The sequence below is a fragment of the Ectobacillus sp. OTK genome, assembly GCF_059698935.1.
Window position 1 is genome coordinate 2,594,170 of sequence record NZ_AP048547.1, and the last position, 17,897, is coordinate 2,612,066.

Annotated in this window: 16 protein-coding genes and 3 tRNA genes; 16 read left to right on the top strand and 3 right to left on the bottom strand. The window is 41.3% G+C overall.

Annotated features, from left to right (window positions below):
• Nucleotides 1-63 precede the first annotated feature (63 nt).
• Nucleotides 64-615 carry a signal peptidase I gene (gene lepB, locus AC6HZ4_RS12820; protein WP_497495702.1) on the top strand — a complete coding sequence of 184 codons (552 nt, stop codon included), beginning with the start codon at nt 64-66 and terminating at the stop codon, nt 613-615.
• Nucleotides 616-750: 135 nt separating this feature from the next.
• Here lepB and AC6HZ4_RS12825 read toward each other — a convergent pair whose 3' ends face one another.
• Complete coding sequence (locus tag AC6HZ4_RS12825) at nt 751-1,941, bottom strand: MFS transporter (RefSeq protein ID WP_497495413.1); 1,191 nt, start codon at nt 1,939-1,941, stop codon at nt 751-753.
• Nucleotides 1,942-2,282: 341 nt separating this feature from the next.
• On the opposite strand from AC6HZ4_RS12825, the gene AC6HZ4_RS12830 reads away from it, so the two are divergent.
• On the top strand, nt 2,283-2,798 hold the full coding sequence (locus tag AC6HZ4_RS12830) for an acyl-CoA thioesterase (RefSeq protein WP_497495414.1): 516 nt from the start codon (nt 2,283-2,285) through the stop codon (nt 2,796-2,798).
• A gap of 120 nt (nt 2,799-2,918) precedes the next feature.
• Here AC6HZ4_RS12830 and gltC read toward each other — a convergent pair whose 3' ends face one another.
• On the bottom strand, nt 2,919-3,830 hold the full coding sequence (gene gltC, locus AC6HZ4_RS12835) for a glutamate biosynthesis transcriptional regulator GltC (RefSeq protein ID WP_497495415.1): 912 nt from the start codon (nt 3,828-3,830) through the stop codon (nt 2,919-2,921).
• Between the two features lie 137 nt (nt 3,831-3,967).
• Between gltC and gltB the strand changes: the two genes are divergently transcribed.
• From gltB to AC6HZ4_RS12850, 3 genes are all read left to right on the top strand, one after another.
• Nucleotides 3,968-8,542, top strand: coding sequence for a glutamate synthase large subunit (gene gltB / locus AC6HZ4_RS12840; RefSeq protein WP_497495416.1), 4,575 nt, complete (start codon nt 3,968-3,970; stop codon nt 8,540-8,542).
• Nucleotides 8,543-8,554: 12 nt separating this feature from the next.
• Nucleotides 8,555-10,036: a glutamate synthase small subunit gene (gene gltD / locus AC6HZ4_RS12845; RefSeq protein ID WP_497495417.1), complete on the top strand. Its 1,482-nt coding sequence runs from the start codon at nt 8,555-8,557 to the stop codon at nt 10,034-10,036.
• A 139-nt stretch (nt 10,037-10,175) separates the two neighbouring features.
• Complete coding sequence (locus tag AC6HZ4_RS12850; RefSeq protein ID WP_497495418.1) at nt 10,176-11,027, top strand: patatin-like phospholipase family protein; 852 nt, start codon at nt 10,176-10,178, stop codon at nt 11,025-11,027.
• A gap of 344 nt (nt 11,028-11,371) precedes the next feature.
• Here AC6HZ4_RS12850 and AC6HZ4_RS12855 read toward each other — a convergent pair whose 3' ends face one another.
• Complete coding sequence (locus tag AC6HZ4_RS12855; protein WP_497495419.1) at nt 11,372-11,638, bottom strand: hypothetical protein; 267 nt, start codon at nt 11,636-11,638, stop codon at nt 11,372-11,374.
• A gap of 129 nt (nt 11,639-11,767) precedes the next feature.
• Between AC6HZ4_RS12855 and pduL the strand changes: the two genes are divergently transcribed.
• The 11 genes from pduL to AC6HZ4_RS12910 all read left to right on the top strand — a co-directional run bounded on the left by pduL (nt 11,768) and on the right by AC6HZ4_RS12910 (nt 17,794).
• Nucleotides 11,768-12,337, top strand: a complete 570-nt coding sequence (gene pduL / locus AC6HZ4_RS12860; protein ID WP_497495420.1) for a phosphate propanoyltransferase — start codon at nt 11,768-11,770, stop codon at nt 12,335-12,337.
• 125 nt (nt 12,338-12,462) lie between these two features.
• Nucleotides 12,463-12,744 carry a DUF3889 domain-containing protein gene (locus AC6HZ4_RS12865; RefSeq protein WP_497495703.1) on the top strand — a complete coding sequence of 94 codons (282 nt, stop codon included), beginning with the start codon at nt 12,463-12,465 and terminating at the stop codon, nt 12,742-12,744.
• A 157-nt stretch (nt 12,745-12,901) separates the two neighbouring features.
• Nucleotides 12,902-13,750 carry a spore cortex-lytic enzyme gene (sleB, locus tag AC6HZ4_RS12870; RefSeq protein WP_497495421.1) on the top strand — a complete coding sequence of 283 codons (849 nt, stop codon included), beginning with the start codon at nt 12,902-12,904 and terminating at the stop codon, nt 13,748-13,750.
• Nucleotides 13,751-13,767: 17 nt separating this feature from the next.
• Nucleotides 13,768-15,108 carry a germination protein YpeB gene (gene ypeB, locus AC6HZ4_RS12875; RefSeq protein ID WP_497495422.1) on the top strand — a complete coding sequence of 447 codons (1,341 nt, stop codon included), beginning with the start codon at nt 13,768-13,770 and terminating at the stop codon, nt 15,106-15,108.
• 16 nt (nt 15,109-15,124) lie between these two features.
• On the top strand, nt 15,125-15,718 hold the full coding sequence (locus tag AC6HZ4_RS12880) for a YhcN/YlaJ family sporulation lipoprotein (RefSeq protein ID WP_497495423.1): 594 nt from the start codon (nt 15,125-15,127) through the stop codon (nt 15,716-15,718).
• A 159-nt stretch (nt 15,719-15,877) separates the two neighbouring features.
• Nucleotides 15,878-15,960, top strand: a tRNA-Leu gene (locus AC6HZ4_RS12885).
• Nucleotides 15,961-15,968: 8 nt separating this feature from the next.
• Nucleotides 15,969-16,040 (top strand) — tRNA-Gly (locus tag AC6HZ4_RS12890).
• 78 nt (nt 16,041-16,118) lie between these two features.
• Nucleotides 16,119-16,191 (top strand) — tRNA-Ala (locus tag AC6HZ4_RS12895).
• Between the two features lie 323 nt (nt 16,192-16,514).
• Nucleotides 16,515-16,718 carry a cold-shock protein gene (locus AC6HZ4_RS12900; RefSeq protein ID WP_497495424.1) on the top strand — a complete coding sequence of 68 codons (204 nt, stop codon included), beginning with the start codon at nt 16,515-16,517 and terminating at the stop codon, nt 16,716-16,718.
• 109 nt (nt 16,719-16,827) lie between these two features.
• Complete coding sequence (locus AC6HZ4_RS12905) at nt 16,828-17,022, top strand: cold-inducible protein YdjO-related protein (RefSeq protein WP_497495425.1); 195 nt, start codon at nt 16,828-16,830, stop codon at nt 17,020-17,022.
• 151 nt (nt 17,023-17,173) lie between these two features.
• A complete protein-coding gene (locus AC6HZ4_RS12910; RefSeq protein ID WP_497495704.1) occupies nt 17,174-17,794 on the top strand; it encodes an NUDIX hydrolase in 621 nt (206 codons plus the stop codon).
• The last annotated feature ends 103 nt before the right edge of the window (nt 17,795-17,897 follow it).

The following is a 17,897-nucleotide window of genomic DNA, read 5'->3' on the forward strand; positions in this document are numbered from 1 at the left end:
CTTTTTACATACCATAAAAGAGCGAGGATGGATAGAGAGTTGAAGAAGAATGTGATACGAGAGATGTGGAGCTGGATCAGCTCTTTTGCGGTCGCTTTGGTGCTGGCTATAGCGGTAAGTGTTTTTGTCGTTCAACCCTATAAGGTAGAGGGCCACTCTATGGATCCTACCTTGGCAGATCAGGAGCGAATTATCGTCTCCAAGCTGCCGCACACTTTTTCGCGCGAGCCTGAGTACGGTGACATTGTGATTATCGATAGTCGCGTAGGCAGAGAGCGTACATTTAAGGATGATTTTCTGGAAAATCCATTGCTGCAGTTTTTAGCTGCAGGAGAAGAGGGTCATTCTCTTTATGTGAAACGTGTAATAGGCAAGCCGGGCGATGAAATTGAGATCAGGCAAAACAAGCTATATCGAAATGGACAAGCGTTAGATGAACCGTATATTAAAGAAGCTATGTACGCTGGGGTTAACGAAAAATGGGTAGTGCCAGAAGGCTGTGTTTTCGTGATGGGAGATAACCGGAATAATAGCCGTGATAGCCGGCATATTGGCTATGTTCCTTTAGACCATGTGCTTGGAAAAAAGGTTTTAGAAATTTCCTGGACGAAGTAACGCAAGCATCCAGTCATGCAGATGCTGCTTCTGTTTTGTTTTACATTGTTTTTAAGGCGAGAAAGGGTGTTTCAAAAGTTGAAACACCCTTTTTGGTACGAAAGTATAACTTTTTGGCTCTGTATCTGCTTTTCTCTATGAGGACTTTGAATTCGATAAGACAACCCGCTCGGTTCTTTCTGGAAAGATAAAGGGAATAACAAAGCTGCAAATGATAACAAATAGCAGGATACTATAAAAGAATACCCCTTTTCCATCAATGAATAAAGCAAGACTAAAGATAACGTAACGTGATAGGCTGAATGCCCATTCACGCCAAAGCAAAAAGCTTGCTTTTATTGGGATGCTCTCATTTTCCAGGGCTGCCAATTGCTGCGAAAATATAACCGTATTTACATAAAATAGACCAAATGTTGTACATATATTTGATAAAATAAGCCAAATAGGTTGCCCTAGCAATGCGCAGCCAAAGCCAATGGACGTGAGTGTGACTCCAATTAATATCCAGTTTTTGTAGGAAACTCCTTGCTTTTGCTGAAACCATTTTAGAGCCAACACGGAGGAAAGTGTATACACAATATTTAATAAAGCAATGAGCCATTTATTCTCAGTTACTTGAAACGTATACAGCAACACAAACATTCCTTGAAAGGTCATCAATACACCGTGAAAAAAGCTTGCTGTCAATGAAGTCCTTAAGTTCCGTGTGCGGATTAGCTTCCATGAAATCATTTCTTTAAAGGACAAGTGCTCGTCTGTTCTCTGGAGCGAAAAGTCAGGTATATAAAAGGTTATAATGAACTTTAATATTACAAAGACAAGCATCAATAAGAAGGAACCTATATAACCGACAAAATGAATGACGAGTGCCGATAAGAGCGGTACTGTAATGGAGATTATTTGACCGATTACAGCAATCATGGAGTAAAAGGTTTCAAATTCTTTTCCTTTCCCAAATATAGATAGTGTAATATTCATGCCGCCCCAGTACATACCCATAGTAATTCCCATTGGCAACGCATACAACATAATGGAAATCCGTTCATTGTCAAGATGAAGCAGTGAAAGAAGCAAGAACGAAATGGCTCCTGAACATGCGCTAATACGAATAATGAAACGAATAGAGCGCAGTATTAGCTGTTTTGTTGCCAATGCATAGGCTGCAAAAAAAGCAAGAAATAGCCATAGGTTATACCAGGCTACATCAAAAATTTCATGGTTTTTTTCCCAAATGTATAAGTTAACAAATATACCAATATAGGAAAAAATAATCATCGCACACCCCGACATGATGAGTAGCTTTTTCATATGCGATTGTAGTTTCATTTCGCTTCCCCTCTTTCCGCAGGACAAATCCTTTTACAAAACCGACCTGCAATCCATCATTAGTTTACATAGCAAACAAGGTAAGAAAAAGAGAGGAAAGCGGAATAACTTAGATAAAAACGACTTTTTCTTATATGGAATGTCCTATGTTTTAGAGAGTCTTATCTTTAGGACTGTAAAAATGATGTATGAAGAAGGCGAAAAAACTTGAGTATAATGTAGGATTGCTGTATGATGGCAAGCATTATAGGATAGTTTTATTAAGCTGTTTGGACATAAAGCTGCCGCGGTACAGATAAGCGATATGTAAACGGAAAGCTACATAACAAAGAGGTGGAGAAATGGAACCAATCACATGTAAAGAGAGCAGAGCAGTTAAAACAAGTCGTGTATTCCCAAATGATACAAACAACCATCAAACGTTGTTTGGAGGTAAATTAATGAGTTGGATTGATGATATAGCTTCAATTTCAGCCTCTCGCCATGCCCGAAAATCAACTGTGACAGCCTCAACAGATTCCGTTGATTTTTTACACCCGATTACGCAGTCCGATTCAGTATGCTTAGAATCATACGTCACGTATACAGGAAGAACGTCTATGGAGGTGTTCGTCAAGGTGACAGCAGAGAATCTGCTGACAGGGGAAAGGAAGATTGCAGCTACTGCATTTTTAACCTTTGTTGCATTAGATGAACAAGGAAGGCCCGTAACGATTCCGTCGGTTTTACCAGAAACAGAAGAAGAGATGTATTTACATCGAACAGCCCCGGAGCGTACAAAAATGCGGAAGGAACGAAAAAAGCATAGTAAGGAATTGGCTGCTTTTATGAAAACAACAAAGCCATGGGAAGCATAAAAAGGTAGCAATAGAACACCAGGCATTCTGTCCGGTGTCTATTGCTACGTTTTGACTAAAACAAGGGGTTCAGTTTGTTTTATAATAAATATTAAAGATCTTAAGCATTGGTCTTTTAGGCTAATCCAAAAACTGATACTGAGTAAGCTTCTCAAAATAGTCTTTAACAAAGTCGTAAAACAATTTTTCAGACGGGGCAAGTTCTCGGTGCTGCGGGGAAATTAAACCTACCTTCCGCGTGACCTCTGGATCGTGAATTTGTATTCTTACCGTATTTTTGGGGAGCGTCTCATAGAGCGTAACCTCAGGAAGTAATGTAACACCAATTCCCGCAGAAACTAAACCTTTAATTGCATCCAGGTCTTCTCCCTCAAATGGAACAGATGGATGGAATCCAGCCCGCAAACAAGCGTCTACTGCCAGCTTACGGAGGATGAATCCCTTGGGGAAAAAGATAAAGGAATCATTTGCAAGCAGTCGAAGGGAAATATGGGTCTGCGATGCTAAAGGGTGTGTATCGGGGAGCAGGGCAACAATTTTCTCCTTGAAAAGAACGTCTACCCGTAAATCAGGATCGCGTGTCGGTACCGGGCCAATAAATGCTAAATCAATGTCGCTTTGCTTGATAGCATTCATAAGGAAATGGTTCGAGCCTTGCCGCAGGTGAAAGCTGACATTCGGATACGCCTTTTTAAATGCCGAAATGACCCCGGGAAGTATGTGGCTGGCTAGACTGGAGGGGAATCCTACGCGGATTGTGCCTCGCTCCGGATCTAAGTACTCGTCAATTTGCTGCTTGGCATTGTCGATGGCTTTTAAAGCGATCACTGCGTGCTCCGCAAATAATTTACCAACAGGTGTAAGTTTAATATTTCGCCCCTCTCTCTTGAGTAATCGAATTCCGAGCTCTTCCTCTAAATTGGAAATTTGTCGACTCACAGCGGATTGTGCAACGTGTAACGAATCGGCTGCTTCAGACATATGCTCTCGTTTTGCAACTTCTACAAAATATTTTAATTGCCGCAATTCCAATGTTGTTTCCCCTTTCATATCAAAATGAGATGAATATTATCTTAATTATATATTGTTTATATCGATAATGGAACTTACAATGTACCTATTGAATGCAATAGACAGAGACTAGAGCGGTAGAGAAGGGGGACATCGGAATGGAGAGAAACTTTCAACCACAAGGATTATATCATCCGGATTTCGAGCATGATGCTTGCGGAATCGGTATGTATGCTCATATAAAAGGTAAAGCTTCACATGAAATTGTTGAAAAAGGACTGCACATGCTTTGTCAAATGGAGCATCGTGGCGGACAAGGCAGCGACCCGGAAACAGGAGACGGCGCTGGTATTATGCTGCAAATTCCTCATGAATACTTAAAAGCGGTATGTGCTGAGACGATTGCCCTGCCTGAGCCAGGACGCTACGGCGTAGGGATGATTTTCTTCCCGCAGGACGAAACAGCACGTCAATTTTACCAAAATACATTACAAGAAATCATTACAGCAGAAGGCCAAACTTTGCTTGGATGGAGAACGGTTCCTGTTAACCCGAATGCAATCGGTAAAGCAGGGAGAGAAAGCCAGCCATACATCCAACAAGTAATCATTGGCGCGAGTGATGACTTAGTTGATACAGCAGCATTTGAACGTAAGCTATACATTATTCGTAAACAACTTGAAAATATTGCGAACAACGAGGAAATCGGTCTTTATATTCCGAGCTTTTCAAGTCGCACAATCGTGTATAAAGGACTTTTAACACCAGAACAGCTTCGAGCTTTTTATTTAGACCTGCAGGATGAGCGCTTTGAATCTGCATTTTCACTAGTGCACTCCCGTTTTAGTACAAACACATTCCCAAGCTGGGAGCGTGCGCATCCAAACCGCTATTTAATCCATAACGGTGAAATCAATACGCTTCGCGGAAATGTAAACTGGATGAAGGCGAGAGAAAAGCAATTTGTTTCTGAAGCATTTGGTGAAGAGCTGAGCAAGGTAGTACCTGTAATCGACACAAACGGAAGCGACTCCTCTATGTTGGATAACAGCTTCGAGTTCTTCGTGTTAGCGGGCAGAACGCCTGTGCAAGCGGCGATGATGATGATTCCAGAGCCTTGGATTCATGATGAGCAAATGAACGAAGATAAAAAAGGCTTTTATGAGTACCACAGCAGTTTAATGGAGCCATGGGATGGTCCTACTGCGATTTCCTTTACAGATGGAAAACAAATCGGTGCGATTCTTGACCGGAATGGACTTCGCCCGGCACGTTACTACGTAACGAAGGACGATTATATCATCTTGTCCTCTGAAGTAGGCGTTATTGACGTAGAACCAGAGAACGTAGCATACAAAGATCGTTTAAGCCCAGGTAAGATGTTGTTGGTTGACTTAGAAGAAGGCCGCATCATTTCTGATGAAGAAATTAAGATGCAAATGGCAACAGAAAAACCTTACCGCAGATGGGTAGAAGAACAAATGGTAAAGGTTGAGCAATTGCCTGCAGTACCAAAGGAAGAGGCGTCTGACTTAAACTTATTAAGCCTTCAAAAGGCGTTTGGCTATACGTATGAAGAAGTAATGAAAAATATCGTACCTATGGTGCAAGAAGGAAAAGACCCTATTATTTCCATGGGTAATGATGCACCGCTTGCTGTATTGTCCAATCAATCACAATTATTGTTCAATTACTTTAAGCAATCCTTTGCGCAAGTTACGAATCCGCCAATTGATGCGATTCGTGAGCATGCAGTGACATCATCTTTAACGTTCTTAGGAGCAGAAGGTAACTTATTGCATCCAGATGAGAAGGTAGCAAGACGCATTCGTTTAGAAAGCCCGATTTTATCTGAAGGAGATTTCGAACGTATTTGCAATAATCCATATCCAGAATTCCAATCGGCTATACTATCTATTCTGTTCCAAAGCAACTTAGAACAGGCGATGCAAAACCTGTTTGCTGCAGCAGACGAAGCAATTGAATCTGGTGCAAGCTTACTTGTGTTATCTGACCGTGGTGTAGACAAAGAGAATGCAGCAATTCCATCACTTCTTGCGGTAAGCGGATTACATCATTATTTAGTGGATAAAGGTACACGTACAAAGGTAAGTTTAATTGTTGAAACAGGTGAAGCAAGAGAAGTTCACCATTTTGCGATGCTGCTTGGTTACGGCGTGGATGCAATTTATCCATACCTAGTATTTGAAACAATCAAGCATTTAATTCAAGATGAGGTTCTTTCCGTTAGCCAAGAACAAGCAGAGAAGAGCTTCCTTGTTGCTGCGACAGAAGGCGTTGTAAAAGTAATGTCCAAAATGGGTATTTCTACTGTACAAAGCTATCGCGGCGCACAAATCTTTGAAGCAATTGGTATCGGGAAATCTGTAATTAATAAATACTTCAAAGGAACGGCTTCTCAAATTGATGGTATTGACCTAGATGTAATTGAGAAAGAGACGTTTATGCGTCATGAAAAAGCGTTCCAAGAGTCTGTTTATGAAGAAAAAACATTAGAAGCAGGAAGCGACTTCCAATGGCGTAAAAATGGAGAGCACCATGCTTTCAACCCAGGAACGATTCATACACTGCAAAAGGCCTGTCGTACGGGTGATTACGAGTTATTCAAGAAATATTCTGAATTAGCTAACGAAGAACAAATGGCGTTCTTACGTAACTTGTTCACATTCAAAGAAGGGCGACAAGCGATTCCATTAGAAGAGGTTGAATCTGCTGAGTCAATTGTACGCCGCTTTAAAACAGGAGCAATGTCATACGGTGCTCTAAGCGAAGAGTCTCATGAAGCTCTTGCAATCGCGATGAACAGACTTGGTGCGCGCAGCAACAGCGGAGAAGGTGGAGAAAATCCAGCCCGTTATGTTCCTGATGCAAATGGTGACTTCCGCCGCAGTGCAATCAAGCAAATTGCTTCCGGTCGTTTTGGTGTAACAAGCCACTATTTAGTAAATGCAGACGAAATTCAGTTGAAAATGGCGCAAGGTGCAAAACCGGGTGAAGGCGGACAGCTTCCAGGTCAAAAGGTATATCCTTGGATTGCTGACGTTCGCGGTGCAACACCAGGTGTAGGCTTAATTTCACCTCCACCTCATCATGATATTTACTCAATTGAAGACTTGGCGCAGTTGATTCACGATGCGAAAAATGCAAACCCTGCAGCACGCATTAGCGTAAAGCTTGTATCCAAAGCAGGAGTTGGAACGATTGCTGCCGGCGTAGCAAAAGGTGTAGCTGATGTTATTGTAATCAGCGGTTATGAAGGCGGAACAGGTGCTTCTCCACGTACAAGTGTTAAGCATGCAGGTATGCCATGGGAGCTTGGATTAGCAGAAACACATCAAACATTATTGATCAACGAATTACGTGATCGTGTAATTTTGGAAACAGACGGAAAATTAATGACAGGTCGTGATGTAGTACTTGCAGCGCTTCTTGGAGCGGAAGAGTTCGGCTTTGCAACGGCTCCTCTCGTTGTATTAGGATGCGTTATGATGCGTGTATGTCATAAGGATACATGTCCAGTCGGTGTAGCGACGCAAAACCCAGAGCTTCGTAAGAAGTTCACAGGAAACCCTGATGATGTAGTAAACTATATGATGTTTGTTGCACAAGAGGTACGTGAGCTAATGGCTGAGCTTGGATTCAGAACACTTGATGAAATGGTAGGAAGAACAGACGTGTTAACAGTAAGCGAGCGTGCTGCTTCCCACTGGAAAGCGAAACACTTAGACTTATCTCCAATGCTTTACCAACCGGAAGTTGCAGAAGGTGCGTCACGCACATTCAAGCGCCCGCAGCAGCATAAGTTAGAGCAATCGCTCGACATGCTTCAAATTCTTCCGTTAGCTGAAAAAGCATTGAACGAGAAGGAACCTGTTGAGATTTCTGTCTCCATTGGCAATACAAACCGTGTTGCTGGAACAATTCTTGGCAGCGAAGTAACGAAGCGCTACGGTGAAGAAGGATTACCGGAAGATACGATTACATTGAACTTTACAGGCTCTGCAGGCCAAAGCTTTGGTGCATTCGTTCCGAAGGGAATTACGCTTCATTTAGAAGGCGATGCAAATGACTATGTAGGAAAAGGTTTATCTGGCGGTAAAATTATCGTTCGCCCACATGCAGGGGCAAGCTTTGCTGCTGAAGATAATGTTATTGCAGGAAACGTAGCGTTTTATGGTGCTACATCCGGAGAAGCTTATATTAACGGAAAAGCAGGGGAACGTTTCGCAGTTCGTAACAGCGGCGTGAACGTTGTTGTTGAAGGTGTCGGCGACCACGGCTGTGAATATATGACAGGCGGACGTGTTGTAATCCTCGGTTCTGTAGGTAAAAACTTTGCGGCAGGTATGTCTGGCGGTATTGCTTACGTGTTAACAGAGGATAAAGAAGCATTTGCTGCTTCTTGCAACAAAGAAATGGTACTTCTTGAGGACGTAGTAAGCGAAGCGGACGTAAAAGAATTAAAAGATTTAATTGTAAATCATTATGAATATACAGCAAGTTCTAAGGCTGCATACGTATTGGCGAATTGGAACGAAGCGGTGGCTTCCTTCGTGAAGGTTATTCCGAGCGATTACAAACGTGTAATTGAAACAATCGAAGAGCTAAAAGCTACAGGAATGAGTGAAGAAGAAGCGGCACAAGCAGCGTTTGAAGTTATCACCGGTCAAACGAAAACTGCAGAGCAAACAAAGAAAACGGTTTTGGTGTAAGGAGGATCGGTCATGGGAAAAGCAACCGGATTTATAGAATATGCACGGGAAGAAGCACAAGAACGTGATCCTCTTGCCCGTATTCAAGACTGGAAAGAATTTTCTGTCAGATTATCTGACGAATCATTAAAAATACAAGGAGCCCGCTGCATGGACTGCGGGACTCCTTTCTGCCAAATGGGTACGGAGATTCGTGGATTAACGTCCGGATGCCCGGTACACAACCTTATTCCAGAGTGGAATGATCTTGTGTATCGCGGTCGCTGGCAAGAAGCATTGGATCGCTTGCTGAAAACAAATAACTTCCCTGAGTTTACAGGACGTGTATGTCCTGCACCTTGTGAAGGATCATGTACAGTATCAATCGCAGATCCAGCAGTAGGAATTAAAAACATTGAGCGAGCGATTATCGATAAAGGATTTGAAGAAGGCTGGATGACGCCGCGTATTCCAAAAAGCCGCACAGGGAAAAAGGTAGCGATCGTTGGTTCAGGTCCAGCTGGTCTTGCGGCTGCTGACCAATTGAATCAAGCAGGTCATTCTGTTACAGTATTTGAGCGCGCAGATCGAATTGGCGGCTTGTTGATGTATGGAATTCCAAGCATGAAATTGGAAAAAGAAGTTGTTGAACGCCGTGTGAAACTGCTTGCAGAAGAAGGTATTCAATTTGTTACAAATACAGAAATCGGAAAAGATATTACAGCTGAGCAATTGAAAGCAGATTTTGATTCCGTTATCCTTTGTACAGGAGCGCAAAAGCAGCGTGACCTTGTAATGGAGGGACGTGAGCTTGAAGGAATCCATTTTGCGATGGATTACTTAACGCTTGCTACAAAAAGCTTGCTTGACTCCAACTTTGCAGATGGACAGTTCATTGATGCAGAAGGAAAAGACGTTATCGTAATAGGTGGCGGTGACACAGGAGCTGACTGTGTTGCGACAGCACTTAGACAAAATTGCCGCAGCGTAGTACAATTTGGTAAGCACCCAGAGCTTCCAGAGGATCGTGCTTACGATAATCCATGGCCAGAATATCCGTTAACATTTACTGTGGAATATGCATATGAAGAAGCAGAAGCAAAGTTCGGATCTGACCCTCGCGTATATTGCATTCAAACAACAAAAATCGTTGGTGACGAGCAAGGTCGCGTGAAGGAGCTTCACACAATCCAAATGGAAAAAACAAAGGATGAGAACGGAAACGTTGTATTCAACCAAATTCCTGGAACTGAAAAGGTTTGGCCGGCACAATTAGTATTTATTGCAATCGGTTTTGAAGGAACAGAGCAAAAGGTACTTGACCAATTCCAAGTTGAGAAAAATGGAAGCAAAGTAAAAGCAGCTTATGGTAAATATACGACATCTGTTGAGGGTGTATTTGCTGCTGGAGACGCAAGAAGAGGCCAAAGCTTAATCGTTTGGGCAATTCATGAAGGCCGCGAAGCTGCACGTGAAGTAGACCGTTATTTAATGGGAGCTTCTAATTTACCATAGTATCAGAAACATAGATAAGAAAAAGCTAACCGTCTCTATATACAAGACGGTTAGCTTTTTTATTTATCCTTCAAAATACTAGTCTTCGTTCTTTTCTTCCTGTACACTAAAAAAGAATCACACATAAAGAGGGTTTATCATGAAAGACATCGGATTAGTTTTAGAAGGCGGAGGAATGAGAGGGCTATATACTGCGGGAGTATTAGAATATTTTATGGAGCGAAATCTCTTTTTTCCGTATGTAATTGGCGTTTCCGCAGGTGCTTGTATGGCAGCCTCCTATTTGTCCAGACAACAGGGCAGGAATAAGAAAGTCAATACAGGACTTGTAAAGGATCCTCGTTACTTGTCGCTACGCAATTTACTTCTGAAGCGGCAGCTGTTTGGCATGGATTTTTTATTTGACGAAATTCCAAATAAAATCATTCCGTTTGACTTTGAGACATTTTTAAATGAGAGTGAACAGTTCATCGTAGGGACGACCGATTGTGAGACTGGAGAAGCAGTATATTATAATAAACAGGAGCATGGCGCTGATATGCTTACCATTATTCGGGCTTCTAGCTCAATTCCCTTTATTGCCCCTCCTGTTGAATATGATGGCAGACGATTACTTGACGGGGCGATCGTAGATCCGATTCCGCTTCAAAAAGCGAAGCAGGATGGATTTCATAGAAATATTGTTATTATGACCAGACCGTCTGGTTATTATAAGCCGCCTAGTAAGCTGTCTTCCCTTGTACGGATGATGTACCGAAAATATCCAAAGATTGCTTTGCTGCTAAGCGAACAGTATGCGTTGTATAATAAAACGCTATCGCTTCTTGATTCTGAGCGGACGACAGGGAACTGCTACCTTATTCAGCCGAGTGTCACCTTACCTGTTAGTCGAATTGAGCGAAATGAGAAAAGGCTGGTCGATTTGTATGAACTAGGCTATCAGGATGCAAAAAGGCATGAGGATGGCATACAGCGTTGGGCATATAAATAATACGTGGATATTGAAACACTTCTATATCATAGGAGTGTTTCTTTTTGGCTGTTTTCGCAGATATTGTTGCTTTTTCCTCTTGCCCAGCAGTACGTATACAGTACTGTGGAGAGAGAGGAAGTCAGAATGAGAGGTCGGTTGCAAGAAGCGAATAACCTCTTGCTTGTATCGAAACACATTTTTTTATTTCTATAACAATAATTGTTTAGAAAAGAGCCTTCTTTTTTAGAGCTGAGAATGATTGAAAAAGTAATAGGATACAGACTGCTTTGTATTAAGTTCTTTTCACGCAAAAAAGGAACCCAAAGGCTCCTTGATCTTGAATGTATCGTATATTTCCTTCGTTAATCATTAGAGGAGTCGAAACGTTGAAGCAGGATAAATCCGCTCACGCTAGTAGAGCTTCCTTTGCATTCGACTTCAAAGCCATATTTCTTCAGACAGCTAACCGCTTCGCGAAGCGAGCCGCCTGGTCTAATCACCCCGAAACAAGGCTGTGCACTCCCGATCACGCGGGCATCTGTGATTGTAAATCCTGAGCTTGGATCTAAAGGGTTTCTTTCAAAAGTAAGAAGCACCAAATCTGTCGGTCTTGGAATAGATACGTCCAATAGAATTTCCTCCTTTTTTCCTCATTACTTATATAATGCTCGTCCAGCAAAAATGGCTTGTTTCTTTGTCATGGTTTTTGGAAAATGGGGAAACTATCTATGTATAACAAAATAGCAGGAGGCAGATATATGAAGCAAATTCCGATAGGCGTGTCAAATCGTCATATTCACTTGAAAAAAGAGCACGTAGAGCAATTGTTTGGAGAAGGCTATGAATTAAAGGTTTTAAAGGAATTATCGCAGCCTGGAGAATTCGCAGCAGAAGAAACGGTCACGATTCGTACACAGAAATCGGAAATTCAGCATGTCCGTATTCTAGGTCCGATTCGCAGCCTAACACAGGTTGAAATCTCAAAGACGGATTCGTTTGCTCTTGGGGTGAAGGCCCCAATCCGTTCATCAGGTAATATTGAAGGAACACCAGGCATTACCATTATTGGTCCAAAGGGAGAAATCAATATTGAAAACGGCGTCATTATAGCAGAGCGCCATATTCATATGACGACTGATGATGCAGCAGCTTTTGGTGTGAGAGATGGACAATACGTGAGCGTGAAGGTTTTAGGAGAAAGAGGACTTATTTTTAATCAGGTATTGATTCGAGTGAAGGATACATATGCTCTTGATATGCATATTGATACGGACGAAGCGAATGCTGCTGGTTTAAAATCTGGAGATACGGTTGAATTAATCGTGTAGCTGCGGTGTAGGGGGCCTTTTGCCAAACAAGCAACAGGCTCTTTTTTTAGAGGAGGGAGGAGGGTCTTGTGATACGGATATTCATTTGTTGTTTCCTCTGCTTCACTGTTGCTTTTACTTTACCTATTCGATACGAAGCTGCAGATTTATATGAAAATCAAGAAGTTCCGTCTTATGCAAAATGGGGCCTTTTGGCTATGCAAAAAACGAAAGAGCGATACCCCAAGGCAGATATTATTGATTATCTTCATATTGGCCGGGAAACGAAAGAACCTGGTGTAGCGATAGAAAAGTTTAAATTATGGTTAAGAGAGAACGGGCATGAATATGGTGTGTTTATTGATATAGAATTTGAGGTTCGAACGGAAAAAGTTCTACATGTTACCTTTAAAGAAACAAACAGATAGCAACTATCTGTTTGTTTCTTAGATTTTTTAATTTCATTTACCGTAATATCTGTAAGAAAATACTCCATGTTGTGGATTTTCCTTCATTTTTTACATAAAATAGCATCCTTTACAAGAAAATAGTTATAAACATCGATTTACCTAGGGGGGTTTCTATATGTTCGCTAAAGCTTTCTTCAAGCCGCAGCTTATTTGTTTGTTCCTTCTTGCTTTTGTTTTAGTAAGCAGCGTTCATGAAAAGGAAGCAAAGGCTTTCTCAGGTCAAGTGATTCAAAGGGGGGCTGTTGGAGATGATGTGATTGAATTGCAGGCACGTCTGCAATATATCGGATTTTATAGCGGTAAGATTGACGGTGCTTTTGGCTGGAATACATATTGGGCTGTTCGCAATTTCCAATCGAAGTTTGGGTTGCCTGTTGATGGTATAGCAGGAGAAACAACGAAGCAAAAGCTTACAAAAGCATCTAAGTATAATGAGCAATTCGTAAAAGAACAAATACGAAAAGGAAATGAATTTACACACTATGGCGGAAAGCCGTTTGAGCAGCAAGTGAAGAGTAATGGGGGGCAAACGAAAAATACTGCAAAACAATCCTCAAATTCCAATAATCAACCCGCTAAGGCGACTGCATCTAATGTTCCAAGTGGATTTTCACAAAATGATATTCAATGGATCGCTAACGCAGTATATGGAGAGTCACGCGGTGAACCGTATATCGGGCAGGTTGCAGTAGCTGCAGTAATTTTGAATCGAGTGAGCAGTCCATCTTTTCCAAATACAGTCTATGGTGTCATTTTTGAACCGCTTGCCTTTACGGCTGTTGCTGATGGACAAATTTGGCTGACACCGAACGAAACAGCAAAAAAAGCGGTGTTGGATGCGATTAATGGATGGGATCCGACCGATGGAGCGTTATATTATTTTAATCCAGCTACTGCAACAAGTAAGTGGATTTGGAGCCGTCCTCAGATTAAAAAAATTGGCAAGCATATTTTTTGCCGATAGACTGGAGGGGATAAAAGATGTTTAGAGCATTACTTATTATGATTTTATCAATCGGTGCTGTTAGTACTGCTTATTGGGGATATCGGGAACATCAAGAAAAGAATGCTGTACTGATTCGTGCGGAGAATAACTACCAGCGTGCTTTTAATGATTTGACATATGAAGTGGATTTGTTGCATGACAAAATCGGTGCTACTCTCGCTATGAACTCGCGTACGTCACTTTCTCCGGCTCTTGCGGAAGTATGGCGCCTTACTTCAAATGCCCATAATGATGTTGGGCAACTACCGCTTACATTGCTGCCATTTAACAAAACCGAGGATTTTTTATCTCAAATTGGTGAATTTAGTTATCAAACAGCTATTCGTGATCTGGAGAAAGAACCGCTTAGCGAGAAAGAATATGCATTGCTTGAGCAGTTGTATAAACAAGCGGGAGATATTCAAAATGAGCTGCGAAGCGTACAGCGCCTCGTATTAAAGAATAATTTACGATGGATGGATGTAGAGCTTGCTCTTGCTGCGGATAAGAAGCCTCTAGACAACACCATTATTGATGGTTTGAAAACGGTAGAAAAAAATGTAGAGTCTTACGCCGAAACAGACTTCAGTCCAACGGCTACAAGTATGGAAAACGAGAAAAAAGGATTTTTTCGTTTAGAGGGCGGAGCGATTTCGAAGGAGGAGGCAAAGAAAATTGCCAGGAGCTTTCTTGGGCTTAAGGGAACGGAACAAATTTCTGTCGAGCAAAGCGGGAAAGGGGCGAATAATCGTTTCTACAGCGTCTCCATTCAGCAGCCAGAGACAAATAGCGTGATATATATGGATATTACCAAAAAAGGGGGATATCCAATTTGGATTATGAACAATCGGGAGATTCGAGAGCAAAAAATAAGCCTAAATGATGCTGCAGCAAAAGGTCTTCGATTTTTAAAGGAACATAAATTTGAGAACATGGAGCTATATGACAGCGCGCAGTATGACTCGATCGGTATGTTTACATATGTTACAAATGTAAACGGAGTCAGAATTTATCCAGAGTCCATTCAAATGAAGGTTGCTCTTGATAATGGCGGAGTTGTTGGTTTTTCAGCAAAAGACTATTTATCATCATATAAGAAACGCAGTATTCCAAAACCTGCTATATCTGTAGAAGAGGCAAGAAAGCACATTAGCAAAAATGTAAAGGTGATGGAGGAACGGCAGGCGATCATTGTGAGCGATGCTAAGAAAGAAGTGCTATGCTACGAATTTTTAGGTGTATATGGCAAAGACACGTATCAAATCTTTATCAATGCACAAAGCGGCACAGAGGAAAAGGTAAAGAAATTGCAAAATGTGGAGCCAGTGTATGAGTGAGAAGGAGATGAAGAGCATGAGAAGCATTGTCTATCTATTTGTGTTTCTTTTCTTTTTGACAAGCTGTGCAAAAGCTGATCACCATGCTAGTGATTACAAGGAAAGAACTCAAGTTTCTGTACAAAATACGGCAACACATAACGGGAAATATCGCTCAAGTGAAAAGGCAGCTGAGCATTTAACAGGCTTAGCTGAAAGTATCCCGAGCGTTAAGGATGCAACAGCTGTTGTTATCGGTCCGTATGCAGTTGTAGGTATTGATGTAGATGCAAATTTAGATCGTTCAAGGGTAGAAACGATTAAGTATTCAGTAGCGGAAAGCTTGAAGCATGATCCGAATGGAGTAAATGCAGTTGTTGTAGCAGATCCTGATACATATGAACGATTGAGAGAAATGGGAAGACAGCTTAAAAGAGGAAAACCAACAGGAGTAATGGAGGAGTTGGCAGCGATTGTTGGGCGCGTGATGCCGCAGGTTCCAAACGATACATTTGAAAACAAGAATGTTCGTTCTACAAGACAAAATGATGATCAACTGCAAAAGGGTGAACAGGAGAAATTAAAGAACGAACAAAATGACCAGTCCAATCATCATATGAATATGAGGTAAAACGAGGAGATTTACTCTTCGTTTTACCTGAAAAATATAAAAACATTTTTAACAAAGCTATATTGACGTTTAATGATATTTTAGATAGAATATATAAGTGTCGAGAATGAAACCTTCGATTAGAATATGGAATAGTAAGTTGTTTAGAAGGTACGATATGCGGTCGTGGCGGAATAGGTAGACGCACCATCTTGAGGGGGTGGCGGGCATAGCCCGTGCGAGTTCGAGTCTCGCCGACCGCATCTAATATGCGGAAGTAGTTCAGTGGTAGAATACAACCTTGCCAAGGTTGGGGTCGCGGGTTCGAATCCCGTCTTCCGCTTTTTTCCATACAAGCTTAAATGATGAAATTTCTTTGTCTTGGACTAAAGAGTTAGGTTTTAAACATTTTTTATATCAAGGGGCCTTAGCTCAGCTGGGAGAGCGCCTGCTTTGCACGCAGGAGGTCAGCGGTTCGATCCCGCTAGGCTCCATTTTATTTTGCGTATGGAGTAATTTGAATGATTGCTTCTGTGTTTTTCTAGTATCATTATTACTGTAAGAAAGCCCTTTCACATGCTGCGAAAGGGCTTTCTTACTATGTAAGGCGTGTGTTAGTTTGTATTGCGTATGCGTTTGATTTGGTATATAATGTAAATGCATGCGTATAAGTGATCCCACCCCAATTCACATATTATCAAGCGTCAGAGGATGATATGAATTACCTATGATGTTTTATAATGTGTGAATTCTTTATTTTTTTATGGGAAAAATAAGAACAGCATATTATATTTATCTGTCAAGGAGGAACAATATAATGCAAGCAACAGGTAAAGTAAAATGGTTTAATAGCGAGAAGGGTTTCGGATTTATTGAAGTCCCGGACGGAAACGATGTATTTGTGCATTTCTCTGCTATTCAAGGCGAAGGCTTTAAAACGCTTGAAGAGGGTCAAGAAGTAAGCTTCGAAATCGAACAAGGCGATCGTGGACCTCAAGCGAAAAATGTTGTAAAGCTATAATTGACATCTAAAAAGGCTGTTAACAGGTAACGTTAGCAGCCTTTTTTGTCCCTGCTTCCCGCAGGACTAAGCAATAGTCTATTTCATCTTTTAAAGGAGGCAGCAAACTATGAATTGGGGTAAAAAGAAAGAGGTTTTTCAACAGGAGCGGGAGCAAGTACCTGTTGCAGTGTGGGAATGTGAATCAGACGATTGTATAGGGTGGATGAGAAAAAATTTTTCATTTGGTGACAATCCTGATTGTCCGTTATGCGGAATGAAGATGAAAAGCGGCGAGCGCCTGCTATATACGTTACCTGATTAATATTTAATAAAAAAGCTAAGCTATGTCTTCATTACAGCTTGGCTTTTTATTTTATTTAGGTTTTTAGTCTATTCTTTCTTTTATCAAGGAAGTGAAGAGAGGGAGAGAGAATCATAACACAGAGAGATCAAACAGAATACGGGGTGAGATGATGGAAGTAGAAAGAGTAGTAAAAAAGCTGCAAAATCGTGTTCCAGATGTCTTAGGGAATGAAGATTTTTCAAAGTTTGCGGTTCTCTTGCCGCTCATTAAGAAAGGAAATGAAATTCACGTTCTATTTGAGGTTCGGTCTCTCCAATTACGAAGGCAGCCTGGGGAAATTTGTTTTCCAGGAGGAAAAATGGATCGAACTGATCGGGATGCGGAATATACGGCAATACGCGAAACGTCAGAGGAGCTTGGAATAAATTTGGAATGTATCACTAATTTATTCCCTTTAGATTATATGGTTTCTCCTTTTGGGACAATCATTTATCCATATGTAGGATTCCTTGAGAATACGGAACAGCTACAGCCTAATCCTTCAGAGGTTGAAGAGGTTTTTACAGTTCCTTTACACCATTTGCGGAATATGCAGCCCGAAATCTATAAGCTTTATTTTAAAATAGAGCCTGAAGAGGGGTTTCCTTTTGATGCAATTGTCGGAGGTAAAAATTATAACTGGCAGGTGCGAGGCCTGGATGAGTATTTTTATTATTACGAGGATCGGGTGATTTGGGGATTGACTGCTAGAATTCTTGCACATTTCTTAGAAATATTAGATGGGAAGTGATTGAGAGTCTGTAATTTTGAAAATTTTTTTAATTATTTGTTGAAAACTTGATATATTTCATCTATCATATGATAAGAAATATTCAGGGTTCTAATTGTTAGAA